Below are 23,130 nucleotides of genomic sequence, written 5' to 3' on the forward strand. Positions count from 1 at the left end.
AACGTGGCCGCACCCGCGTGGATCATTCACCCGCGCTCGTGCCAACCGCCGCCGAGCACCTTGTACAACGCCACCTGGTTGGATTGCTGGGCCAGCTGCGTGCTGACCAGCGACTGCCGTGCGGTGTACGCGGTACGGCGTGCATCCAGCAGGGTCAGGAAGCTGTCCAGGCCGGCGTCATAGCGTGCCTGCGACAACTGCTGCGCCTGCTCCGCGGCAGCCACCAGCGCCTGCTGCGACGACAACTGCGCATCCAGACTCTCGTTGAGCGCCAAGGCATCGGCCGCCTCGCGGAAACCGACCTGGATCGCCTTCTCGTACTGCGCCAGCGCGATATCGCGGTCCGCCGTGGCCATGCCCAGATTGGCGCGCAGCTTACCGCCCTGGAAGATCGGCAGGGTGAGCTTGGGAATGAAGCTCCACACGCGTGTGCCGCTGTCGAACAGACCCGACAGCTCCGACGAGGCCGACCCGATGCTGCCGGTCAGGCTGATCGACGGGAAGAACGCCGCGCGCGCCGCACCGATGTTGGCGTTGGCCGAGAGCAACACGTGCTCGGCCGCCATCACGTCCGGCCGCTGCAGCAGCACATCGCCCGGCATCCCGGCCGGCAGCGGCCGCACGCTGGCGACCTCGGTCACCTCCGCCTGCGGCAGCAGCGCGGCATCGACCGGCCCACCGGCCAGCAGCACCAGTGCATTGCGGTCCTGCGCGACCTGCCCGGCAAAGCGCGCCACATCGGTGCGCGCGGTTTCCACCAGGGTGCGGGTCTGGCTCAGTTCCAGCGCCGAGGCGCCGCCGAGCTGGCGGCGGGCCTCGGTCAGGCGCAGCGAGTCCTCATAGGTCGCCAGCGTCGCTTGGGCGATCCGCAGCTGCTCGCTGTCCGCGCCCAGGGTCAGCCACGCATTGGCCACCTCCGCCACCAGCGACAGCTGCGCACTGCGGCGGTTGGCCGCTTCGGCGAAGTACTGCTGCAGCGCCGCCTGGCTGAGGTTGCGCACGCGGCCGAACAGATCCAGTTCGAACTCGACCACGCCGAGGTTGGCACTGAACTGCTCGGTCACCGGGGCATCGCCGCCACTGCGGGTCATCTGCCCCTGCACACCGACCGCCGGCACGCGGTCAGCGCGCTGGATGCGGTACTGCGCCCGGGCACGCTCGACATTGAGCACGGCCACGCGCAGGTCGCGGTTGTTCTCCAGGGATTGGGTGATCACCGTCTGCAGGCGCGGATCGACGAAGAAATCGCGCCAGCCGATGTCGGCCACCTCCATCGGTGTGGCGGTCTCCGCCCCCGCGGTGGCCGTGCCCGGCCACTGCGAGGGAATCGCCGGGGCAACTTCGGTGCTGCGCGGCTCCAGCGTCGAGCAACCGGACACCACCAGGCTCACGGCCAGCGCCAGGCTGGCCATCATGGGCTTACGCATCGGAACCTCCGGCGTTCTTGCCGTACTTCTTGCGATTGAACACGCGCTGCACCACCACGAAGAACAGCGGGATGAAGAACACACCCAGCACCGTGCCGACCAGCATGCCGCCCAGCACGCCGGTACCGATGGCCTGCTGTGCGCCGGAACCGGCACCGGAGGCGATCGCCAGCGGCAGCACGCCCAGGCCGAAGGCCAGCGAGGTCATGATGATCGGGCGCAGACGGTCACGCACGGCGTGCATCGTCGCCTCGATCAGGCCCGCGCCCTTCTCCAGGTTTTCCTTGGCGAACTCCACGATCAGGATCGCGTTTTTACTGGTCAGACCCACCGTGGTCAGCATCGCCACCTGGAAGTAGATGTCGCGCTCCATGCCACGCATGGTGTTGGCCAGCACTGCGCCGAGGATGCCCAGCGGCGCCACCAGCAGCACCGAGGTCGGTACGCTCCAGCTTTCATACAGCGCGGCCAGGCACAGGAACACGATCAGCAGCGACAGCGTGTACAGCAGCGGCGTCTGCGAACCGGCCTGGCGTTCCTGGTAGGACAGCGCGGTCCACTCGATGTCGAAACCGGCCGGCAATTGCTTGGCGAGCTTCTCCACTTCGTTCATCGCATCGCCCGAGGCCACCCCTTGCGCCGGCTCGCCCTGGATTTCCATCGCGGACACGCCGTTGTAGCGCTCCAGGCGCGGCGAACCATAGTCCCAGCGCTGGCTGGCGAAGGCCGAGAACGGCACCATCTCACCGGCGGTGTTCTTGACCGACCACAGGTTGAAGTCTTCCGGGTTCATGCGGAACGGCGCATCGGACTGCACGTACACGCGCTTGACCCGGCCACGGTCGATGAAATCATCGATGTAGCTGCTGCCCCACGCCGCCGCCAGCGTGGTGTTGACCGCCTCCAGCGACAGGCCCAGTGCACTCGCCTTGCCGACGTCGATGTCGATGCGCAGCTGCGGGGTGTCTTCCTGGCCGTTGGGGCGCACGTTGGCCAGCAGCTTGCTCTGCCCAGCCATGCCAAGCAGCTGGTTGCGTGCGTCCAGCAGCGCCTGGTGACCGGCACCGCTGGTGTCCTTCAGGAAGAAGGTGTAGCCCGACCCGATGCCCAGTTCCGGCATTGCCGGCGGCGGGAAGGCGAAGATGAAGGCATCCTTGATTCCGCCCAGCGCCGCCATCGCCCGCCCGGTGATCGGCATCGCGCCCTGGTCGGCATCACGGTCCTTCCAGTCCTTGAGCTTGACGAAGGCCATGCCCGCGTTCTGGCCCATGCCGGCGAAGCTGAAGCCCTGCACCGAGAAGATCGACTCGATCGCGTCGGCCTCGTTCTCCATGAAGTGCTTTTCGAGCTTGTCGATCGATTCCAGCGTACGTTCCTGGGTGGCACCGACCGGGGTCTGCACCAGCGCCATCAGGATGCCCTGGTCTTCATTGGGCAGGAACGAGCTGGGCAGGCGCATGAACAGCAGGCCCATCACCAGGGCGAGCGCAGCAAACACACCCATGAAGCGCCACGGACGGCCGAGGATGCCGCGCACGCCACGCTGATACTTCGCGCTGGAGCTGTCGAAGCCACGGTTGAAGGCGTTGAAGAAGCGACCCGACCAGCCCTTGTGGGCCACGTGGTGCTCGCCCTTCTTGAGCGGCTTGAGCATGGTGGCGCACAGCGCCGGGGTCAGCACGATCGCAACCAGCACCGACAGCGCCATCGCCGAGACGATGGTGGCCGAGAACTGGCGGTAGATGACGCCGGTGGCGCCGCTCATGAAGGCCATCGGCACGAACACCGCCGACAGCACCAGGCCGATGCCGACCAGTGCGCCGGTGATCTGGGTCATCGATTTGCGTGTCGCTTCCAGCGGTGACAGGCCCTCTTCGGACATGATCCGCTCGACGTTCTCCACCACCACGATCGCGTCATCGACCAGCAGGCCGATCGCCAGCACCATCGCGAACATGGTCAGCATGTTCACCGAGAAGCCCAGCGCGGCCAGGATGCCGAACGTGCCCAGCAGCACCACCGGCACCGCGATCGTCGGGATCAGGGTCGCGCGGAAGTTCTGCAGGAACAGGTACATCACCAGGAACACCAGCACGATCGCTTCGATCAGGGTCTTGATCACGCCCTTGATCGAGACCTGCACGAACGGCGTGGTGTCATACGGCACCACCGCCTTCAGGCCGGCCGGGAAGTTCGAGGCCATTTCATCCAGGGTGGCCCGCACACCGTTGGCGGTGGCCAGCGCGTTGGCGCCGGTGGCCAGGGTGATCGCGATACCCGAGGAAGGCTTGCCGTTGTAGCGGGTGACGAAGTCGTACGATTCCGCGCCCAGCTCCACGCGGGCCACGTCGGCCAGGCGCAGTTCGGCACCATCCTGCGCGCTGCGCACGATGATGTTGCGGAACTGCTCCGGGGTCTGCAGGCGGTCCTGCGCGTTGATGGTCGCGTTGAGCTGCTGGCCCTTGATCGACGGCGCGCCGCCGAGCTGGCCGATGGCGACCTGCGCGTTCTGCGCGGTGATCGCCGCGATCACTTCGGCAGTGGACAGCTTGTAGGTGTGCAGCTTGTTGGGGTCCAGCCAGATGCGCATGGCGTACTTGCCACCGAACACCTGGATGTTGCCCACGCCCGGCACACGGCTCAGCGGATCGACGATGTTGGAGCCGACGTAATCGGAGATGTCGTTGGCATCCATGCTGCCATCTTCAGAGACGAAGCCGAGCACCTGCAGGAAGCCGCTGCTCGATTTGGCCACGTTGATGCCCTGGCGCTGCACTTCCTGCGGCAGCAGTGGCATGGCCAGCTGCAGCTTGTTCTGCACCTGCACCTGGGCGATGTCCGGGTCGGTGCCGCTCTGGAAGGTCAGCGTGATCGTGGCCTGGCCATTGGAGGAGCTGTTGGAGGAGAAGTAGATCAGGCCATCCAGGCCCTTCATGTTCTGCTCGATGATCTGCGTCACCGAATCCTCGACCACCTTGGCCGATGCACCCGGATAATTGGCGCTGATCTCGACGGCCGGCGGTGCCACTTCCGGGTACATCGACACCGGCAGCTTGAGCACCGCCAGGCCACCGGCGAGCATGATGATGATCGCAATCACCCACGCGAAGATGGGGCGATCAATGAAAAAACGTGCCATGGAATTCTCCGGTTACTGCTGGGCGGCGGGAGCCGCCGGCGCGGCGGCCGGCTTGGCCGGGGCCGCGCCCATTTCGGTGGCCTGCACGGGCATGCCCGGCTGGATCTTCTGCAGGCCTTCGACGATGACCTTGTCACCCGCCTTCAGCCCGTCTTCCACCAGCCACTTGTCGCCGAGCGAACGGCTGACCTTGACCTGCCGCAGTTCGACCTTGTCGTCCTTGCCGACCACCATGGCGCTGGTATCGCCCTTGGGATCGCGGGCGATGCCCTGCATCGGCACCAGGATCGCGTTGTCGCGCACGCCGCTGCCGACCTGGGCACGCACGTACATGCCCGGCATCAGCACCTGGTCCGGGTTCTCGACCTTGACCCGCAGCGCGTAGCTGCCGGTGGTCGGGTCCACGCTGACTTCGGAGAATTCCAGCGTGCCCTTGTGGTCGAACTCGGTGCCGTCATCGAGCAGGATCGTCACCGGCAGGGTCTGGTTGTCCTGCAGGCGGCCGCTGGCCAGCTCGCGGCGCAGCTGCAGCAGCTCGCTGGCGGACTGGGTCAGATCGACATAGATCGGGTTCAACTGCTGCACGGTGGCCAGTGCTTCGGCCTGGCCGGCGCTGACCAGTGCGCCCTGGGTGACGGACGACTTGCCGATGCGGCCGCTGATCGGCGCGGTGATGCGGGCATAGCCCAGCGTCACGTTGGCGGCGTCCAGCGAGGCACGCGCGGCGCCCACATCGGCCTCGGCCTGCTTGAGCGCGGCGATCGCGTTCTCGTTGTCCTGGGTGCTGACCGCCTCGACCTTGGCCAGCTCGCCGATGCGCTTGGCGCTCAGGCGTGCGGCATTGGCGGTGGCTTCGGCGCGGGCCAGCTGGGCACGGGCGCTGTTGGCCTGGGCGCGATAGCTGGCGTCATCGAGCTGATACAGCGGCTGGCCCGCAGTGACCAGGCCGCCTTCGGTGAACAGCCGCTTGGCCACGATGCCATTGACCTGCGGGCGCACTTCGGCGACCAGGAAGGCATTGGTGCGGCCCGGCAGTTCGCGGGTCAGGCCGACCTGCTCGGCCTTGAGGGTGGCCACGGTCACCTGGCCGGGGCCGCCCTGCGGACCCTCCTGCTCACCACCGCCACAGGCGGACACGGTCAGGGCGATCGCGAGGGACAGCGCGAGAAGACGGTACGGGGTTCTGGACATGGCGGTAGGGGCTCGCAGACGGAAAAAGGGCGCGCCTGCAGCCCAACTTCCGATAAAAGCGAAGAATGACGACAAACAGGCAGCAAATGACGGCAAATATCCGAAACGAGACCCGCCGGCGCGCGCAGGCAGTCCTCGCTGAGGATCAGTGGGGCGCAAATATACATACATGCATGTTTGTTTGTAAAGCGGTACAATTCAGGCCGGTTTCATCCAGCAACTGCACAGCGCAATGGCCAGAAAAACCAAAGAAGAGGCGCAGGCCACCCGCGAGGGCATCCTCGATGCGGCCCAGGTCTGTTTCCATGAATACGGGGTCGCCGGCACCAGCCTGGCGATGATCGGCGCGCGCGCCGGATTCACCCGCGGCGCGGTGTACTGGCACTTCAAGAACAAGGCCGAAGTGCTGACCGCGATGATCGACCGTGAGCGCGTGCCGTTCATCGAGCGGATGCGTCGCACCACCTCGGCCAAGCGCAGCACGCCGATCCTGGACCTGCGCTCGGCGCTGCTGGTCTCCTTCCGGGAGCTGGCCGAAGACGAACGCCTGCGCAACATGATGGAAATCATGCTGCGCAACGATCTGTCTGTGGAAAGCCAGGCAATGCAGGCGCTGCAGCTGGAGGCATCGCGTGAGGAGCTGGGCATTTTCGCGGCCGCGTTCCAGCGCGCGCGGGAGTTGGGACAGCTGCGCGAGGGGGTGGACGTGGACACGGTGGCGCGCATCGTGAGCACCAGCCTGACCGGGGTGCTGTATAGCGCAATGCTGGAACCGGAGCTGTTCGAGATCCAGCGCGATGGCGCGCAGACGCTGGATGCGATCCTCAGCGCATTCGTGCAGCCGGGTGTATTCACCCCGGGCGCCCCGCCGACCGCCCTGCCAACCGACGACGACGCCTGAGGCGAAGTACGGGTTGGTCGAGCGCTGGGGCGCGATGCCCTTGCCGGCGAATGTCCTCCGGCGCCGGCCTGCGGCCGCCCCCTCCCCCTTGAGTTCGCCCACAAGGGCATCGCGCCCCAACGTGTACAGACCACTGGCGCCCAAAGAAAGGCCGCCTTTCCCGCGCGCGGACCACACGCGGACCCCGTAGCGGCCGGCAGCCCCAAACGGAGACAGCGTTTGACAGAAGAAGCAAAAAAAACGGCGACACCGAAGTGCCGCCGTTCTTCCTACCACCCGATCGTTGCGTGCCGTTACAGGATGTAGCGGCTCAAGTCCGGATCCTGTACCAGCTCACCCAGGTGCGCGTCGACGTAGGCCTGGTCGATGCTGATGGTCTCACCATCGCGGTCCGGGGCTTCATAGCTCAGCGTATCCAGCAGGCGCTCCAGCACCGTGTGCAGGCGGCGCGCGCCGATGTTTTCCTGGCGCTCGTTCACCTGGAAGGCGATCTCGGCCAAGCGGTCCACCGCATCGACCGTGAACTTCATCGAGACGCCTTCAGTCTGCAGCAGCGCTTCGTACTGCTTGGTCAGCGCGGCCTTCGGCTCGGTCAGGATGCGCACGAAGTCCTGCTTGCTCAGCGCGCCCAGCTCCACGCGGATCGGGAAACGCCCCTGCAGTTCCGGGATCAGATCGCTGGGCTTGGCCAGGTGGAACGCACCGGAGGCGATGAACAGGATGTGGTCGGTCTTGATCGTGCCGTACTTGGTGGACACGTTGGAGCCTTCCACCAGCGGCAGCAGATCGCGCTGCACGCCTTCGCGCGAGACATCGCCACCCCCGACGTTGTCACCGCGCTTGGCGACCTTGTCGATCTCATCGATGAACACGATGCCGTGCTGCTCGCAGGCCTCGATCGCCGCGCTGCGGATGTCGTCTTCGTTGACCAGCTTGCCGGCCTCTTCCTCGATCAGCAGCGGGCGCGCGGCCTTGATCGACAGCGTGCGCTTCTGCGCCTTCGCGCCGCCCATGCTGGAGAACATCTGGCGCAGCTGTTGCCCCATTTCCTCCATGCCCGGCGGGGTCATGATGTCCATGCTGACGTTGGCCGACACTTCCAGTTCGATCTCGCGCTCGTCCAGCTCACCGTTGCGCAGCATGCGGCGGAACTTGATGCGGGTCTCGTTGTCCTGCGCGGACGGCTCGTTGCGCGCGGCTTCGGCGTCGAAGCCGATACCGGTGCTGCGGCGCGGGAGCAATGCATCCAGGATGCGGTCTTCGGCGCGCTCTTCGGCCTGGGTGCGCACGCGCACCTTGGCCTGCTCGCGATACAGCTTGACCGCGGTGTCGGCCAGGTCGCGGATGATCTGCTCCACGTCCTTGCCGACATAACCGACCTCGGTGAAACGGGTGGCTTCCACCTTGACGAACGGCGCATTGGCCAGCGTGGCCAGACGACGCGCGATCTCGGTCTTGCCGACGCCGGTCGGGCCGATCATCAGGATGTTCTTGGGCATGACTTCGTTGCGCAGTTCGGCCGGCAGCTGCATGCGGCGCCAGCGGTTGCGCAGCGCGATGGCGACCGCGCGCTTGGCATCGTGCTGGCCAACGATGTGCCGGTCCAGTTCCTGCACGATCTCGCGCGGGGTCATGGTGGCGGAAGAAACTTCAATCTTGTGCGGCATGGGTGTGCTCACGAGGATATGGGGTGGAATGACGTATCACCGGCCTGCCTGGCAGCGACGTAACGCTGATGTGGAGCCACGCCATGCGTGGCTGACCGGATACCGCAGCCACGCATGGCGTGGCTCTACCGAGCGTTGACCCTCCGGGTCAAAGCTCCTCGACCACCACGTTGCGATTGGTGTAGATGCAGATGTCACCGGCGATGTTGATCGACTCGGTGGCGATCGTGCGGGCATCCAGTTCGGTATGCGCCATCAGCGCGCGGGCGGCCGAGAGGGCATAGGAGCCACCGGAACCGATCGCGATGATGCCGTCTTCCGGTTCGATCACATCACCGGTGCCGCTGATGATCAGCGAGGTGTCCTTGTCGGCGACGGCGAGCAGCGCTTCGAGCTTGCCCAGGCGGCGCTCGGTGCGCCAATCCTTGGCCAGTTCCACCGCAGCGCGCTGCAGCTGGCCGTGCTTTTCCAGCTTGGCCTCGAACAGCTCGAACAGGGTGAAGGCATCGGCGGCAGCGCCGGCGAAACCGGCCAGCACCTGGCCCTCGCGACCCAGCCGGCGTACCTTGCGGGCGTTGCCCTTCATCACCGTGTGGCCGAGCGTGACCTGGCCATCGCCGGCGACGGCGACATGCCCATTGCGCCGCACCGAGATGATGGTGGTGGCATGAAATACGTTGGGGTTCTGACTGGGGTCCATGGAGCCTCCGGGGTGACAAAGACTGAGGTGGGGTCGCTGCCCGACGCTTCAACCCGCCCTGCCCTGCGCCCGGATGCCGCAGCGGATCGATTCAGCTTTCGTTGCCGCTCTTGCGGCGCTTGGCACGCGGGTGCGCAGCGTCGTAGACCTTGGCCAGATGCTGGAAATCCAGGTGGGTGTAGATCTGCGTGGTGGCGATATCGGCATGGCCGAGCAGCTCCTGCACACCGCGCAGATCACCGGAGGACTCCAGGATGTGGCTGGCGAAGCTGTGCCGCAGCGTATGCGGGTGTACGTGTTTGAACAGGCCTTGGCGCTGGGCGAGCTGGCGGATGCGGATCTGCACGGCGCGCTGGGTGATGGGCCCGCCTTTGCGCCCCGGAAACACCGGTGCGGTGGCCGCGCCGCCGCTGTCGGCCCGCCAGCCCTGCAGCGCGGTGCGCGCGTGCGAACCGAACGGCACGCGGCGCTCGCGGTTGCCCTTGCCCAGCACGTTGACCAGGCCCGTATCGAAATCCAGGTCGCGCCAGATCAGCGCACACAGTTCGCTCAGGCGCAGCCCGGAGGAATAGAACAGCTCCAGCAGCGCGCGATCGCGCAGGCCGAGCGGTGCATCGGTGGGCAGTTCGACCAGCTGCACGGCTTCATCGGCATCGAGCACCTGCGGCAGTTTGCGCGGCGCCTTGGGTGCTTTCAGGCCCGTGGCCGGATTGGCGGCGATGCGGTGGTGCTTGAGCAGCCACGCGTAGAAACTGCGGCACGCCGAAAGCCGGCGCTGCAGCGAGGTGGGCGACAGCCCGCGGCGGTGTTCGGCAGCGATGAACTGGCGCAGCTGCGCGCTGTCCAGCGTATCGATCACCGCCCCCTGGCCCTCCGACCACGCCGCGAGTGCATCCAGATCGCGACGGTAGGCATCCAGCGTGTGCGCCGACATGCGGCGCTCCACTTGAAGGTGCGACAGGAAGTCCTGCGCGGTGCTCACGACGACTCCGCTCAACGGGCTGTCAGGGCGACGGGAAACGCTGCAGCGCAACGACCAGCGATTCACCCATCATGCGCAGGAACAGCGTGCCCATACCCGGGTAGAACCGATTGCCGTCATGGCTGCCGACCGCGATCAGGCCGACACCCGGCAGCGGCAACAGCGCGCTGGACTGCACTTCCTCGGCGCGGCCGGCGTACAGCACGGTGTTCTTTTCCGGTTGCAGGCGGCCGCAGATCGGTTCGCCATCCTTGAGGCAATCCCGGAACACACCCAGCAGCGGGCTGCTCTCCTCGATCACCTGCAACCACGGCGCCTGTTCCAGCCCGGCGACGGGATGCAGCACGATCAGCCGGACCAGATCCCCGGCGAAATCCTCTTCCAGCGAGGCGGCCATCGCCCGCAGGGTGTCCGCCGCCGAGTCCTGTTTCATCAGTGCCAGGGTCAGCTGGTGCGTGCGCACGGCCAAGCGCTCGTTGATCTGCGCGTTGGCGGCCAGATCGGCCAGCCGTCGCGACAGCTCACGGTTCTTGTCGCGCAGCACCTCCAGCTGATAGCTGGCCAGTGACGCGGTGGGGCCGTCATCGCGCGGCACCACCAGGGTCAGGGCCAGGTCCGGGAACTGCTTCAGGAAGGTCGGATGCCGACGCAGCCAGGCGGCTACTTCGTGCGACCCGATTTTCTCGGCGGTCTCGCTCATGCGTTCCACTCTCCATCAAAGACGAAGGCTGCGGGTCCAGACATCACGATCTGTGCATCGTCGGCCGGCCAGCGGATGCGGAGGTCGCCGCCGGGCAGCGACATCGTGGCATCGCGCTGCAGGCGACCGCGCTGCATCATCACCACGGCCGCGGCGCAGGCGCCACTGCCGCAGGCCAGGGTTTCGCCGGCGCCGCGCTCGTACACACGCAGGCGCGCGTGCTGCGGACTGAGCACCTGCACGAAACCGACGTTGACCGATTTCGGGAACGAGGCGTGCTGCTGCAGCAGCGGGCCCAAACGCTCGACCGGGGCGGCATCCACCAGGCCCACTTCGATCACGGCATGCGGGTTGCCCATCGAAACCGCGCCGAAGCGCACCGTGTCGCCCTGCAGCGGCAGCAGGTATTCCTCGCGGGCGCGGGCGAAGCCGATCAGCGGCACGTTCTCCGGCTCGAACCGCGGCACACCCATGGCCACCGCGTACTGGTCGTCGCCCAGCCGTTCGACCGCATGGGTGGTCACCGGGCTGTCGATCGCGAACGTACTGCCGGTGGCGGCGCCATCGCGCACCAGCCAGGCCGCCACGCAGCGCGCGCCGTTGCCACATTGCTCGGAGCTGCTGCCATCGGCATTCCAGATCCGGTACGAGGCCACGGAGCCTTCGGCCTTGGGCGGCTCGATGGTCAGGATCTGGTCGCAACCCACGCCGGTATGGCGGTCGGCCAGACGCGCGGCCAGTGCGGCATCCGGCGGGGCGCGGCCATCGCGCAGGTCCAACACCACGAAATCATTGCCGGCGCCATGCATCTTGGTGAAGCGCAGCGCCGCCGAAGTGCTCGACTTACTCATTCCCGTCATTGGCCTTCAGCGCCGGGGCATCAACGGGATCGGGGACGACGGGGGAATCATTGCCGGCATCGGCGGCCGGCGGCGTGGCGTCGTCGGCCGCTGGTTCGACCAGCTGTTCTTCGACCGGGACCGGCTTCTGCGGCAGGACCAGCGGGCCCTTGTTGCCACAGGCCGACAGCACCAGCAGCGCCGAGGCGGCCAGCGTCAGGGAGATGAGGGTACGGGGGGATGTCTTCATCCTCCGAGTATAGCCGCGGTGTTTGGGCGCTTGGGTGCCGGCTGGATGAACAGGCAGCGCAGCAATCACACCCTTGGAGGCAGCGGCCGGGACCACAGCCACAGCGCCACGCAGGTCATGCTGCCGATGGAGAGCCACTTCACCCAGGCGATCGGCACGCACCACAGCATGATGCCCGCGCACACCGCCATGGTCAGGGTCGCCATCCATTTGCCGCGACAGCTGACCGCGCCATGCGCCTGCCAGTTGCGGATCGCCGGGCCGAACTGCGGGTGCGCCAGCAGACGGTTGTGCAGGCGCTCGGAGCCGTGCGAGGCGGCCCAGGCCGAGATCAGGATGAACACGGTGGTGGGCAGACCCGGCACGAAGATGCCGACGATGCCGGTGCCCAGGCTGACGTAGGCCAGCAGCCACCACGCCCAGCGGAAACGCACCCGTCGCCGCGCAGCCGGTGCTTCGGAAACCACGGGGCGTTCGGGCCGGGACATGGTGCCAGCATAGCGACCCGGCCGGGCCGCCGCGATGGCGGCCTCACTACGCTGGCCGACGACACCGGGTCGCCGGCCAGCGAGCGGCATTACTGGCCCTGGGTCACGCCGAGCTGGTCAAGCACGAACGCGTACGACTCGGCCAGCTCGTGGTACCGCTGGAAGCGGCCGGATTTGCCGCCGTGGCCGGCGTCCATGTTGGTACGGAACACGATCGGGAAGTGGCCGGTGTTGTCATCGCGCAGCTTGGCCACCCACTTGGCCGGCTCCCAGTACTGCACCTGCGAATCCCACAGGCCAGTGCCGACGAACAGGGCCGGGTACGCCTGCTTGCTGACGTTGTCGTACGGCGAGTAGGTGAGCATGTAGTCGTAATACTCGCGCTGCTCCGGGTTGCCCCACTCGTCATACTCGTTGGTGGTCAGCGGGATGCTGGCGTCGAGCATGGTGGTGACCACATCGACGAACGGCACCTGGGCGACCATCACGCGATAGTCCTGCGGCGCCTGGTTGGCCACCGCGCCCATCAGAAGGCCACCGGCGCTGCCACCGGAGGCGGCGACGCGATCCTTGGCGGCATAGCCCTGGCGGACCAGTTCGCGGGTGACATCGACGAAATCGTTGAACGTATTCTGCTTCTTGAGCAGCTTGCCGTCCTCATACCACGCACGGCCCATTTCCTGGCCGCCGCGGATGTGGGCGATGGCATACACCACGCCGCGATCCAGCAGGCTGACCACGGTCTGGTTGAAGCCCGGGTCCATCGACATGCCGTAGCTGCCGTAGGCGTACTGGTACAGCGCGCCGGTGCCGTCCTTCTTGAAACCGTTGCGGTACACCAGCGACACCGGCACCTTGACGCCATCGCGGGCCGTCACCCACACGCGCTCGGTGGTGTACTGCGACGGGTCATAGCCGATCACCGGCTGCTGCTTGAGCTGGCGGCGTTCACCGGTGACGGTGTTGAGCTCGTAGGTGGTGGTCGGCGTGGTCAGCGAGGTGTAGGCGTAACGCAGCCACGGGGTGTCGTGCTCGCTGTTGGCGGCCAACCCCATCGAGTAGGCGGGCTCATCCGCCTTGACGTAATCCTGGCGACCATCCGGGAACAGCAGGCGCACGCGTTCCAGGCCGTTGGAGCGCTCGGCGATCGCGGTGAAGCCGTCGAACAGTTCGAAGCCTTCGATCAGCACGGCGTCATCGTGCGCGACCCAGTCTTTCCACTGGCTGCGCGCGGTGGCATCGCTGGGTGCGGTGACGATCTTGAAGTTCTTCGCGTCCGCAGCGTTGGTGCGGATCACCCAACGGCCGTTGAAGTGGTCGGCATCGTATTCCACGTCGCGCGCACGCGGCGCCAGCACCGTGAACGCCTGCGGATCGGCAGCCGGGGCGTAGCGGGTTTCCGAGCTCACCGTGCTGTGCAGCTCGATGGTCAGGAAACGATCATCGCGGGTGCGGCCGACGCCCATGTAGAAGCTGTCGTCCTTCTCTTCATACACGAGCACGTCGCTGCTGGCCGGGGTGCCCAGTACATGCTTTTTGACGCGCACGGTGAGCAGGGTGTCCGGATCATTCTCGACATAGAACAGGGTGCGGTTGTCATCGGCCCAGACCACGTTGGGCGAGACGTTCTCGATGCGATCCGGCAGCACCTCACCGGTACGCAGGTCCTTGAAACGGATCACGTACTGGCGGCGGCCGACATCGTCTTCGGCCCAGGCCAGCAGGTGGTTGTCCTGGCTGACATCGGCATCGCCCACGTTGAAGTAGCCCTTGCCCTCGGCCATCGTGTTGATGTCGAGCAGGATCTCTTCCGGCGCCTCCATGCTCCCCTTGCGGCGCGCCTGGATCGGGTAGTCCTTGCCGGTTTCGAAACGGGTGTAATACCAGTAGCCGCGGTCACGCGAGGGCACGCTGGCATCGTCCTGCTTGATGCGGGCGACGATCTCCTTGTACAGGGTGTCTTCCAGCGGCTTGAGCGGGGCCACCACCTGATCGGTATAGGCGTTCTCCGCATTCAGATAGGCCAGCATCTTCGCGTCTTCGCGCTTGTCGTCGCGCAGCCAGTAGTAATCGTCGCTGCGGGTCGCGCCAAAGGGAGCCTTCACCGTGTGCGGGTGCTTCTCGGCGTCGGGCGGGGTCAGCGCGGGGGCGGCGTGCACGTTGGAGGTCATGAGGCTGGCAACCAGTAAACAAAGGGCGGGTTTCACGAGATAAGGCTCCTGGCGGGGGAATGCAATGGCGTCCGTGTCCGTGCAGTCTGTGCTGGCGGGTAGGCCAGCAGCAAGCCTGTCGTTGGTCACTGCGCCTATCATCAGGCCATGGATACTTCCCGCACGCCCCCGACCGGCACCGGCTACAGCCGCCGCAGCCAGGACATCGAACCCTTCCACGTGATGTCGCTGCTGGCCCGCGCGCAGGCGCTGGAGCAGGCCGGCCACGATGTGATCCACCTGGAGATCGGCGAGCCGGACTTCACCACCGCTGCACCGATCGTGCGCGCCGGCCAGGCCGCCCTGGCAGCCGGCCACACCCGCTACACCGCGGCCCGCGGTCTGCCCGCGCTGCGCGAGGCGATTGCGGGCTTCTACCAGGACCGCTACCAGGTGCAGATCGACCCCGAGCGGATCCTGGTCACCCCGGGTGGCTCGGGCGCGCTGTTGCTGGCCAGCAGTCTGCTGGTCGATCCCGGCAAGCACTGGTTGCTGGCCGATCCCGGCTACCCGTGCAACCGGCACTTCCTGCGGTTGGTGGAAGGGGCCGCGCAGCTGGTGCCGGTCGGGCCGGAGACGGCCTACCAGCTGACGCCGGAGCTGGTGGCACGGCAGTGGAACGCGGACAGCGTCGGTGCGCTGGTCGCCTCGCCGGCCAATCCGACCGGCACCGTGCTCTCGGCGGCGCAGCTTGCCGCGCTGTCGCAGTCGCTGAAGGCACGCGGCGGGCATCTGGTGGTGGATGAGATCTACCACGGCCTCACCTACGGCATGGACGCGGCCAGCGTGCTGCAGGTCGATGACGAGGCGTTCGTCCTCAACAGCTTCTCGAAGTATTACGGGATGACCGGCTGGCGCCTGGGCTGGCTGGTCGCGCCGCCGCAGGCGGTGCGTGAGCTGGAGAAGCTCGCGCAGAATCTGTACATCAGCGCCTCCAGCATCGCCCAGCATGCCGCGCTGGCCTGTTTCGAGCCGGCGTCCATCGCGATTTTCGAACAGCGCCGCGCCGCGTTCCGCGCGCGTCGCGATTACCTGCTGCCGGCGCTGCGTGCGCTCGGCTTCCGGATCGAAGTGGAACCGGAAGGCGCGTTCTATCTCTACGCCGACGTGAGTGCGTTCACCGATGACGCGCAGGCGTTCTGTGCGCATTTCCTGGAAACGGAGCATGTGGCGTTCACCCCAGGCCTGGACTTTGGCCACCACCGCGCCAACGCGCATGTGCGGCTGGCCTACACGCAGGACGTGCCGCGCCTGGAAGAGGCGGTGCGCCGGATCGCGCGCGGGCTGGAGACATGGGTGCGTTGAGCGGCCCATAAAAAAACGCCACGCATCGCTGCGTGGCGCTGAAAATGGGGTGGAGCCAACCTGACGCCCCACCACCCGGAGTCCACCCCAGGGGGCTACAACGTCCGCGGCAGGCTCACTCCCTGCCGGCTGCTCGACTGCCCCTGGCTGTCGAGCACCCCGAGCTTACTTGGAGAGTTGCTCCCACAGGAAGCTATAGGCCAACGCCGACATATGCGCGGCCTGCGCATTGTTCGCCGCGCCGCCGTGACCGCCTTCGATATTCTCGTAGTAGGTCACGTCCTTTCCGGCGTCGATCATCATCGCCGCCATCTTGCGGGCATGCGCCGGATGCACGCGGTCATCGCGGGTGGAGGTGGTGAACAGCACCGGCGGGTAGGTCTTGCTGGCGTCGAACAGGTGGTACGGCGAGAAGGTCTTGATGAACGCCCAATCGGCCGTGTCTGGATTGCCGTATTCGGCCATCCACGACGCGCCGGCCAGCAGGTGGCTGTAGCGCTTCATGTCCAGCAGCGGCACCTGGATCACCACCGCGCCGAACAGTTCCGGGTACTGGGTCAGCATGTTGCCGGTGAGCAGGCCACCGTTGCTGCCGCCCTGCACGCCCAGGTGCTTGGCCGAGGTGATCTTGCGGCTGACCAGATCGCGGGCGACCGCGGCCATGTCTTCGTAGGCCTTGTGACGGTTCTGCTTGAGCGCCGCCTGGTGCCAGCGCGGGCCATACTCGCCACCGCCACGGATGTTGGCGACCACGTATACACCGCCCTTCTCCAGCCACGCGCGGCCCATGCCACCGGAGTAGGACGGGGTCAGCGAGATCTCGAAGCCACCGTAGCCGTACAGCAGGGTCGGGTTGGAGCCGTCCAGCTTCATGTCCTTGCGGTGCACCACGAAGTACGGCACGCGGGTGCCATCCTTGCTGGTGGCGAAGTGCTGCTCGATCACCTTGCCGTCGGCGTTGAAGAACGTCGGCATGGTCTTGAGCACTTCAGGCTGCTTGCCGATCTCGGCGATGGCCAGGGTGGTCGGGGTCAGGTAATCGGTGACGGTCATCCACACCGCATCGCTGTCATCGGCGTCGACCGCACTGACGGCCACGGTGCCGAACGACGGCGCGCCGGTGAAGGCCGTCGTCTTCCAGCCGCTGTCGCCCGGCGTCAGCACGCTCAGGCGGCTTTTGACGTCGTCCAGCACGTTCAGGACCAGATGGTTCTTGGTCCAGCTGGTGCCGGCCAGCGAGGTGGTGTCGGTCGGCGCGAACAGCACGTCGAAATCACGCTTGCCGGCGAGGTAATCGTCCAGCTTGGTGGCCAGCAGCGAACCGGCGGTGTAGGTCTTGCCGCCAACGGTCCACGGCTCACGCAGCTCCAGGGTCAGCCATTGTTTGCGCAGGCCCTTCTCGGCCGAGTTCGGCGCATCGATCTTGGTCAGCGTGCCATCGTCGGCGCGCAGGTAGATCTCGTTGTTGTAGAAGGCCAGCGTGCGGCTGACCAGGTTGCGCTCGTAGCCGGGGGTATCGTCGTGCATGGCCGCGATGTACATGTCATCGGGCTTGCCCTCGTACACCATCGAAGCGGAGGCCATCGGGGTGCCGCGCTTCCACAGCTTGGCCACGCGCGGATACCCCGAGGTGGTCATCGTGCCGGCACCGAAATCGGTATAGACGAACACCGTGTCACGGTCGATCCAGTTCAGGCCACCCTTGGATTCGGGGCGGAAGAAGCCGTCCTTGATCCAGGTCTTGTTGGCCAGATCGAACTCGCGGGTGACATCGGCATCGGCGCCGCCGCGCGACAGCGCGATCAGGCAGCGCGAATAATCCGGGCGCAGGCAATCCGCGCCGTGCCAGACCCAGTTCTCGCCCTCGGCCTTGTTCAGTGCATCCAGATCCAGCACGGTTTCCCACTGCGGCGAGGCCTTGCGGTACTCGGCCAGGGTGGTGCGACGCCAGAGGCCGCGCTCGTGCTGCTTGTCCTTCCAGAAGTTGTAGTAGTAGTCACCGATCTTCTGCACGCCCGGAATCTTGGCGTCGGAATCGAGCACCTCGCGGATGCTGGTCTCCATCTGCTTGAACGCCGGGGTCGCGGCCAAGCGGCCTTCGGACCTGGCGTTCTGTTCCTTGACCCACGCCAGCGGCTTGTCGCCGGTGACGTCTTCAAGCCAGGCGTACTTGTCCGCCGGGGCGTCAGCGGCCATGGCAGTTCCCGCCGCCCCGGCGGAGATCAGACCTGCCACCAGGCAGGCGGAAGCGAATCGTGACATTGGAGCTCCAGACAGTCATAGCCTTGGGACGCTATCACACCGGCTGGCCGCGGCTCACGTGTCGAAGGTCAGGCCGCGCCGGACGCGCGAGCGGGCGGCTGCGACGTCGCGCCTGCGGGCCCCGGCGGCGGCGCGCGCCGTGGGTGAGCAGGCCGGCCAGCGGCAGGCGGAAGCGATGCAGGCTCCACCAGGCCATCAGCGGCATGCCGATCAGCCACATCGGCAGCCAGCCGATCCACTCGCTATGCCCCCGCGCGGCGGGCCAGACCAGGACCAAAGCCATCCCGGCAAGGACGGCCTGCCTGACGCAGCGCAGCACGCGGGGATCGGGACGGTCGGACGAACGTGGGGAAGACGACAGGGTCATGACACAGCTCCGTGCGAAAGTGATGCGTCACCTTGCCGCGCCGCCATCTCAAGGGCTGCGACCTTGCAGGGGACGCGACAGGTGGGATGTCCGGCGAGCGGCTGCATGAATCGGTCACACAACCGCTGCGCCGGCATTGACGTTCTCCGCTGTCCCACCCACCATGCCTCTGCCAGCCACTGGAGCCACCCGCCGCATGTCTTCGAACCGCCCGCTTCGCGCTGTCCTGTTGGTCTCCTCGCTGGCATTGCTGTCAGCCTGTGCGTTCCGCCATGAGACCAAACCGGAACCCGCGCCGACCCCGGTCGCGGTCGACAGCGCCAATGCGCCGATCGACCTGCAGCGGTTCATGGGCACCTGGTATGTGATCGGCCGCGTGCCGAACCCGGTCGAGCGTGGCCACGTCGGCAGCGTCAATCAGTTCCGCCTGCGCGGCGACCAGAAAGTATCCATCACCTACCGCTACCGCGATGGCTTCTCCGAGCCGCAGCAGGAACTGACCGTCCGCGCCTCGGTGGACGAGAAGAGCGGCAACCACAACTGGCGCACCTGGTTCTACAAGATCGTGCCGACCCATACCCGCGTACTGGAAGTGGCGCCGGATTATTCGTGGGCGATGCTCGGCTACCCGGGCCGCGAGATGGCCTGGATCTTCGCGCGCCAGCCGGACATGGACAAAGAGCTCTACAAGGAGCTCGCCACCCGCCTGCGTGACGATTACGGGGTCAACACCGACAAGCTCAAGCGCGTGCCGCAGCACCCCGAGCAGGTGGACCGGCTGGGCTTTGAAGTGCCGAACGTCCGGTAAGGGCGGCGGTCAGGCCGCCTCGCGCGGCTGCACCCTGCGCTCGATTTCCTGACGGGTCGGCAGCGTCTTCAGATCGTACTCGGCCTGGAGGGCCAGCCACGACGCGGCGTCGAGGATGGCGTACCGACCAACGGTCGGTACCGAGCGGTTATTTCCGGCTGTAGTGCGAGACCAGGCGGTCGCCGATCATCTGCAGGATCTGCACCAGCACCAGCAGCAGGACCACGGTGACCAGGGCCACGTCGGTGTGCGAGCGCTGGTAGCCATCGCGGAAGGCCAGGTCGCCCAGGCCGCCCGAGCCGATCGCGCCGCCCATCGCGGTGAAGCCGATCAGCGCGATCACCGTGACCGTGGCGCCGGCGATCAGGCCCGGTCGCGCTTCGGGCAGCAGCACCCGGGTGACCAGCTGCCACGTGGTGGCGCCCATCGCCTGGGTTGCTTCGATCACGCCACGGTCCACTTCGCGCAGCGCGGTTTCGACCAGGCGCGCATAGAACGGCGCCGCGCCGATCACCAGCGGCACGATCGCGCCGCGGACGCCCAGCGAGGTGCCCATCATCCACAGCGTGAGCGGGATCAGCACGATCATCAGGATGATGAAAGGCACCGAGCGCAGCAGGTTCACCAGCAGCGCCAGCGCCCCATACAGCACCGGCTTGCGGTGCAGCTGCGGCGAGCCGGTCAGGAACAGCAGTACGCCCAGCGGCAGGCCGATCAGCAGCGTCAGCGGCAGTGAGCCGCCGAGCATCAGCAGGGTATCCAGCGTGGCCTGGCCGATATCGGCCCATTTGCCGGCGTCGAGATGGCGGAAGAACCCGCCTGCGGTGGCCAGGATCATCGGCGCAGCTCCTCAAGGTGGACACCGGCAGCGACGAAGCCCGCCTGCGCGGCCTGCACATCGCCCCCGACCAGCGACACGGTCAGCTGGCCATACGGGGTGTCCTTGATCCGGTCGATGCGGCCGGACAGGATGTTGTAGTCCACGCCGGTCTCGCGCGCGATGCGCCCCAGCAACGGTTCGTAGGTGTCGGCGCCGAGGAAGGTCAGGCGCACGATGCGCCCGGCGACAGCCTCGAAGTCCTTGTGCAGTTCGCCCTCGTCGACCTGCTCGGACTCGCTGACGAAGCGGAGGGTGGTCGGGTGCTGCGGGTGCAGGAACACCTCGGTGACCGGGCCGGTTTCGACCAGGTGGCCGGCATCGAGCACCGCGACGCGGTCGCAGACGCGGCGGATCACGTCCATCTCGTGGGTGATCAGCACGATGGTCAGGCCCAGCTCGCGGTTGATCCTGCCCAGCAGCTTGAGCACCGAGGCGGTGGTCTGCGGGTCCAGCGCACTGGTGGCCTCATCGCACAGCAGGATCTGCGGGCGGGTGGCCAGGGCGCGGGCGATGCCGACGCGCTGCTTCTGGCCACCGGACAACTGCGCCGGATACTTGTTGGCGTGCGCTTCCAGGCCGACGGTACGCAGCAGTTCGTCCACGCGCGCGTCGATCTCCGCGCGCGGCGTGCCGGCCAGCTCCAGCGGGAAGGCGACATTGGAGGCTACGGTGCGCGACGAGAGCAGGTTGAAGTGCTGGAAGATCATGCCGATCTTCCGGCGCAGCACCCGCAGGCCCTCGGCATCGAGCGCGGTGACATCCTCGCCGTTGATCAGCAGCCGGCCGCCGGTGGGCTCCTCGAGCCGGTTGATCAGCCGGATCAGGGTCGATTTGCCCGCACCGGAATGGCCGATGATGCCGAACACTTCGCCGGCCTCGATGGTCAGGTCCAGCGGCTGCAGCGCGGCAATCGCGCGGCCGCCGACGGCATAGGATTTGTGCAGGCGCTGGAACTCGATCACTTCGCGGTCAACCGGGCATCGACGGGAGGGGGCGTGCAGCCTACCAGCGCGGGGCGGCCCTGACCCGTGCGGTTGCGCGGAATGATATTCCGTTTGGTTCTAAGAGGCCGTGATCCGGCCAGCCAGCGGGCGCCGGCCGGGCTCAGGGGTGGTCCAGCGGCCGGGGCGGCTGGACCCGGCGCACCCGCTCACGGTGCAGCAGGTACAGGCCCGAGGCGACGATGATCGCCGCGCCCAGCCAGGTCACCTGGTCGGGCAGCACGCCCCAGAACAGCAGGTCCCAGCCGATCACCCAGACCAGCCCGGTGTACTCCAGCGGCGCGATCATCGAGGCTTCCCCCAGCTGGAAAGCACGGGTCAGGGCGACCTGCCCCCCTGCCCCGGCCAGGCCCATGCCGGCGATCAGCGCGGCATGGCCCAGTTGCAGCGGCTGCCAGTCCGGGATCGCCAGCAGGCCGGCGCCGACGGCCATGATCACCAGGAACCACACCACCATCGACTGCGGGGTGTCGGTACGGGTCAGCATGCTGACCGTGATCGCGGCCAGGGCATAGGCGGTGGCGGCCAGCAGCACCATCAGGCCCGGGAAGGAAATGATCCCGCCGACACCGGGGCGCAGCACGACCAGCACGCCGACCAGGCCGATGCCGATGGCGATCCAGCGGCGCGGGCCCACGTGCTCGCCGAGCAGCGGCACCGAGAGCGCGGCGATCAGCAGCGGGGCGACGAAGTAGATGGTGTAGGCGGTGGACAGCGGCAGGCTGCGCAGGGCATAGACGAAGCAGCCGATCATCACCATGCCGAGCACGCCGCGCAGCAGGTGCAGGACCCAGCGCCTGGGCACCAGCGAGCGCGGGCCGGCGGTGGCCAGCACCCAGACCAGCACGAACGGCAGCGAGGCCGCGCCGCGCAGGAAGGTGACCTGCAGGGTGGGATAGCTGGCCGACAGCTGCTTCATGCCGGCATCCATCAGCGAAAAGCAGGCGACGGCGATCAGCATCCAGGCGACGGCGCGGGTGGGGGATTTCTGCGTGTTCATGGCCCATTATCGCCGGCTTGGCCGGCCCGTCCATGGCGGCTTGATAGAATGGGGGCATTCACCCGTTGGAGTTTGCCCATGCCCTCTTTTGACGTTGTTTCCGAAGTCGACACCCACGAGCTGACCAACGCGGTCGACCAGGCCAACCGCGAGCTGTCCACGCGTTTCGATTTCAAGGGCGTGGACGCGAAGTTCGTGCTGGAGGACAGCGTGATCACGCAGTCCGCGCCGAGCGATTTCCAGCTGCAGCAGATGACGGACATCCTGCGTCAGCGCCTGACGGCGCGGAAGATCGATGCGGCGTGCCTGGAGTTTGGTGATATCGAAAGCAATCTGGCCGGTGCGCGGCAGAAGATCACGGTGAAGCAGGGGATCGAGCAGAAGGTGGCCAAGAAGATCGCAGCGACGATCAAGGAGGCCAAGTTGAAGGTGGACAGTCAGATCAATGGCGACAAGCTGCGGGTGACGGGCAAGAAGCGCGATGATCTGCAGGATGCGATGGCGCTGTTGCGGAAGGAGACCTTCGAGGTTCCGCTGCAGTTTGATAACTTCCGCGATTGATCTTGGCCGGACGGCTGTAGCGAAGGGCGCCAGCGAAGGGCGCCGCTGTTTGTTGCCGAGGGGCTTTCGTTGTCTTTGGCGCTGGCAGCTCATCGCAGAAGGCTGGCGATTCATTGGCGAGGGCTGCGGCGGGTAGGGCCTGGCCTTGCCCGGACCCGCCGTGAACCCATCCATGGGGGCTCATGTCGCGGCATCCATGCCGCTCATGGTCCGGGCAAGGCCAGGCCCTACCCGCCGCCCCGACGCTTTCTCGGCGGACGGGCGAGCAAAGCGGTAGTGCCGGCCCGTGGCCGGCAACCTCGTTGCGCAGATCGAAAAGATGCGGCTTCCGGCGTGTTTACCGCCGGGCGCTGGTTACTACGCGCGAATCAGCTTGTACAGCGTCGTGCGTGAGATGCCGAGCTGACGTGCGGCGGCACTGACGTTGCCCTGGTGGGCAGCCACGGTCTCGC

Annotated in this window: 21 protein-coding genes; 4 read left to right on the forward strand and 17 right to left on the reverse strand. The window is 66.8% G+C overall.

Going from position 1 to position 23,130, the window contains the following annotated elements:
• Window positions 1-26: 26 nt before the first annotated feature.
• From ACW6W5_RS14170 to smeD, 3 genes are read right to left on the reverse strand one after another with little or no spacing between them, the layout of a single operon-like run.
• Window positions 27-1,427 carry an efflux transporter outer membrane subunit gene (locus ACW6W5_RS14170; RefSeq protein WP_193222782.1) on the reverse strand — a complete coding sequence of 467 codons (1,401 nt, stop codon included), beginning with the start codon at window positions 1,425-1,427 and terminating at the stop codon, window positions 27-29.
• Complete coding sequence (smeE, locus tag ACW6W5_RS14175; RefSeq protein ID WP_152152292.1) at window positions 1,420-4,566, reverse strand: multidrug efflux RND transporter permease subunit SmeE; 3,147 nt, start codon at window positions 4,564-4,566, stop codon at window positions 1,420-1,422. Before smeE ends, ACW6W5_RS14170 begins: the two co-directional genes overlap by 8 nt.
• A 12-nt stretch (window positions 4,567-4,578) precedes the next feature.
• Window positions 4,579-5,757 (reverse strand): multidrug efflux RND transporter periplasmic adaptor subunit SmeD, encoded by a 1,179-nt coding sequence (gene smeD, locus ACW6W5_RS14180; RefSeq protein ID WP_152152294.1) that lies wholly within the window; start codon window positions 5,755-5,757, stop codon window positions 4,579-4,581.
• A 232-nt stretch (window positions 5,758-5,989) separates the two neighbouring features.
• Between smeD and ACW6W5_RS14185 the strand changes: the two genes are divergently transcribed.
• Entirely contained in the window at window positions 5,990-6,658 is a 669-nt protein-coding gene (locus ACW6W5_RS14185) for a TetR family transcriptional regulator (protein ID WP_121039959.1), read from the forward strand.
• 293 nt (window positions 6,659-6,951) lie between these two features.
• Here the strand turns inward: ACW6W5_RS14185 and hslU are convergent, their stop codons facing one another.
• The 8 genes from hslU to ACW6W5_RS14225 all read right to left on the reverse strand — a co-directional run bounded on the left by hslU (window position 6,952) and on the right by ACW6W5_RS14225 (window position 14,491).
• Complete coding sequence (gene hslU, locus ACW6W5_RS14190; RefSeq protein WP_121039962.1) at window positions 6,952-8,325, reverse strand: ATP-dependent protease ATPase subunit HslU; 1,374 nt, start codon at window positions 8,323-8,325, stop codon at window positions 6,952-6,954.
• A 148-nt stretch (window positions 8,326-8,473) separates the two neighbouring features.
• Window positions 8,474-9,025, reverse strand: coding sequence for an ATP-dependent protease subunit HslV (gene hslV, locus ACW6W5_RS14195; RefSeq protein ID WP_019183676.1), 552 nt, complete (start codon window positions 9,023-9,025; stop codon window positions 8,474-8,476).
• Between the two features lie 91 nt (window positions 9,026-9,116).
• Entirely contained in the window at window positions 9,117-10,007 is an 891-nt protein-coding gene (xerC, locus tag ACW6W5_RS14200) for a tyrosine recombinase XerC (RefSeq protein ID WP_152152296.1), read from the reverse strand.
• 22 nt (window positions 10,008-10,029) lie between these two features.
• A complete protein-coding gene (locus ACW6W5_RS14205) occupies window positions 10,030-10,707 on the reverse strand; it encodes a DUF484 family protein (protein ID WP_121039968.1) in 678 nt (225 codons plus the stop codon).
• Complete coding sequence (dapF, locus tag ACW6W5_RS14210) at window positions 10,704-11,558, reverse strand: diaminopimelate epimerase (protein WP_152152297.1); 855 nt, start codon at window positions 11,556-11,558, stop codon at window positions 10,704-10,706. Before dapF ends, ACW6W5_RS14205 begins: the two co-directional genes overlap by 4 nt.
• A complete protein-coding gene (gene lptM / locus ACW6W5_RS14215) occupies window positions 11,551-11,796 on the reverse strand; it encodes an LPS translocon maturation chaperone LptM (protein ID WP_088433804.1) in 246 nt (81 codons plus the stop codon). The genes dapF and lptM overlap by 8 nt, the downstream gene beginning before the upstream one ends.
• 65 nt (window positions 11,797-11,861) lie before the next feature.
• Window positions 11,862-12,284: a YbaN family protein gene (locus ACW6W5_RS14220; protein ID WP_152152299.1), complete on the reverse strand. Its 423-nt coding sequence runs from the start codon at window positions 12,282-12,284 to the stop codon at window positions 11,862-11,864.
• 89 nt (window positions 12,285-12,373) lie between these two features.
• Window positions 12,374-14,491, reverse strand: coding sequence for a S9 family peptidase (locus ACW6W5_RS14225; protein WP_152152301.1), 2,118 nt, complete (start codon window positions 14,489-14,491; stop codon window positions 12,374-12,376).
• A 111-nt stretch (window positions 14,492-14,602) separates the two neighbouring features.
• Between ACW6W5_RS14225 and ACW6W5_RS14230 the strand changes: the two genes are divergently transcribed.
• Window positions 14,603-15,799 (forward strand): pyridoxal phosphate-dependent aminotransferase, encoded by a 1,197-nt coding sequence (locus ACW6W5_RS14230; RefSeq protein WP_121039980.1) that lies wholly within the window; start codon window positions 14,603-14,605, stop codon window positions 15,797-15,799.
• 165 nt (window positions 15,800-15,964) lie between these two features.
• Here the strand turns inward: ACW6W5_RS14230 and ACW6W5_RS14235 are convergent, their stop codons facing one another.
• Both ACW6W5_RS14235 and ACW6W5_RS14240 read right to left on the reverse strand, forming a co-directional pair.
• Complete coding sequence (locus ACW6W5_RS14235) at window positions 15,965-18,061, reverse strand: prolyl oligopeptidase family serine peptidase (protein WP_152152302.1); 2,097 nt, start codon at window positions 18,059-18,061, stop codon at window positions 15,965-15,967.
• Window positions 18,062-18,095: 34 nt separating this feature from the next.
• Complete coding sequence (locus ACW6W5_RS14240; protein ID WP_226956616.1) at window positions 18,096-18,422, reverse strand: hypothetical protein; 327 nt, start codon at window positions 18,420-18,422, stop codon at window positions 18,096-18,098.
• A gap of 202 nt (window positions 18,423-18,624) precedes the next feature.
• Between ACW6W5_RS14240 and ACW6W5_RS14245 the strand changes: the two genes are divergently transcribed.
• Window positions 18,625-19,236, forward strand: coding sequence for a lipocalin family protein (locus tag ACW6W5_RS14245; protein WP_121039989.1), 612 nt, complete (start codon window positions 18,625-18,627; stop codon window positions 19,234-19,236).
• Between the two features lie 148 nt (window positions 19,237-19,384).
• Here the strand turns inward: ACW6W5_RS14245 and ACW6W5_RS14250 are convergent, their stop codons facing one another.
• The 3 genes from ACW6W5_RS14250 to ACW6W5_RS14260 all read right to left on the reverse strand — a co-directional run bounded on the left by ACW6W5_RS14250 (window position 19,385) and on the right by ACW6W5_RS14260 (window position 22,117).
• Window positions 19,385-20,074, reverse strand: a complete 690-nt coding sequence (locus ACW6W5_RS14250) for a methionine ABC transporter permease (protein WP_121039992.1) — start codon at window positions 20,072-20,074, stop codon at window positions 19,385-19,387.
• The gene (locus ACW6W5_RS14255; RefSeq protein ID WP_121039995.1) at window positions 20,071-21,078 is read right to left on the reverse strand and encodes a methionine ABC transporter ATP-binding protein; all 1,008 of its coding nucleotides are present in this window, start codon (window positions 21,076-21,078) and stop codon (window positions 20,071-20,073) included. The genes ACW6W5_RS14250 and ACW6W5_RS14255 overlap by 4 nt, the downstream gene beginning before the upstream one ends.
• A 142-nt stretch (window positions 21,079-21,220) precedes the next feature.
• Complete coding sequence (locus ACW6W5_RS14260) at window positions 21,221-22,117, reverse strand: DMT family transporter (RefSeq protein ID WP_121039998.1); 897 nt, start codon at window positions 22,115-22,117, stop codon at window positions 21,221-21,223.
• Between the two features lie 78 nt (window positions 22,118-22,195).
• Here ACW6W5_RS14260 and ACW6W5_RS14265 point away from each other — a divergent pair, with 78 nt between their 5' ends.
• Window positions 22,196-22,678, forward strand: coding sequence for a YajQ family cyclic di-GMP-binding protein (locus tag ACW6W5_RS14265; protein ID WP_121040001.1), 483 nt, complete (start codon window positions 22,196-22,198; stop codon window positions 22,676-22,678).
• 357 nt (window positions 22,679-23,035) lie between these two features.
• Here the strand turns inward: ACW6W5_RS14265 and ACW6W5_RS14270 are convergent, their stop codons facing one another.
• Complete coding sequence (locus ACW6W5_RS14270; RefSeq protein ID WP_458233651.1) at window positions 23,036-23,122, reverse strand: helix-turn-helix domain-containing protein; 87 nt, start codon at window positions 23,120-23,122, stop codon at window positions 23,036-23,038.
• Between the last annotated feature and the right edge of the window lie 8 nt (window positions 23,123-23,130).

It is taken from the genome of Stenotrophomonas sp. IS26, from assembly GCF_054188265.1.

Coding starts and splice junctions, on each gene's coding strand:
- ACW6W5_RS14170 (WP_193222782.1), bottom strand. CDS start 1,427: ATGCGTAAGCCCATGATGGCCAGCCTGGCGCTGGCCGTGAGCCTGGTG.
- smeE (WP_152152292.1), bottom strand. CDS start 4,566: ATGGCACGTTTTTTCATTGATCGCCCCATCTTCGCGTGGGTGATTGCG.
- smeD (WP_152152294.1), bottom strand. CDS start 5,757: ATGTCCAGAACCCCGTACCGTCTTCTCGCGCTGTCCCTCGCGATCGCC.
- ACW6W5_RS14185 (WP_121039959.1), top strand. CDS start 5,990: ATGGCCAGAAAAACCAAAGAAGAGGCGCAGGCCACCCGCGAGGGCATC.
- hslU (WP_121039962.1), bottom strand. CDS start 8,325: ATGCCGCACAAGATTGAAGTTTCTTCCGCCACCATGACCCCGCGCGAG.
- hslV (WP_019183676.1), bottom strand. CDS start 9,025: ATGGACCCCAGTCAGAACCCCAACGTATTTCATGCCACCACCATCATC.
- ACW6W5_RS14205 (WP_121039968.1), bottom strand. CDS start 10,707: ATGAGCGAGACCGCCGAGAAAATCGGGTCGCACGAAGTAGCCGCCTGG.
- dapF (WP_152152297.1), bottom strand. CDS start 11,558: ATGAGTAAGTCGAGCACTTCGGCGGCGCTGCGCTTCACCAAGATGCAT.
- lptM (WP_088433804.1), bottom strand. CDS start 11,796: ATGAAGACATCCCCCCGTACCCTCATCTCCCTGACGCTGGCCGCCTCG.
- ACW6W5_RS14220 (WP_152152299.1), bottom strand. CDS start 12,284: ATGTCCCGGCCCGAACGCCCCGTGGTTTCCGAAGCACCGGCTGCGCGG.
- ACW6W5_RS14230 (WP_121039980.1), top strand. CDS start 14,603: ATGGATACTTCCCGCACGCCCCCGACCGGCACCGGCTACAGCCGCCGC.
- ACW6W5_RS14235 (WP_152152302.1), bottom strand. CDS start 18,061: ATGTCACGATTCGCTTCCGCCTGCCTGGTGGCAGGTCTGATCTCCGCC.
- ACW6W5_RS14245 (WP_121039989.1), top strand. CDS start 18,625: ATGTCTTCGAACCGCCCGCTTCGCGCTGTCCTGTTGGTCTCCTCGCTG.
- ACW6W5_RS14250 (WP_121039992.1), bottom strand. CDS start 20,074: ATGATCCTGGCCACCGCAGGCGGGTTCTTCCGCCATCTCGACGCCGGC.
- ACW6W5_RS14260 (WP_121039998.1), bottom strand. CDS start 22,117: ATGAACACGCAGAAATCCCCCACCCGCGCCGTCGCCTGGATGCTGATC.
- ACW6W5_RS14265 (WP_121040001.1), top strand. CDS start 22,196: ATGCCCTCTTTTGACGTTGTTTCCGAAGTCGACACCCACGAGCTGACC.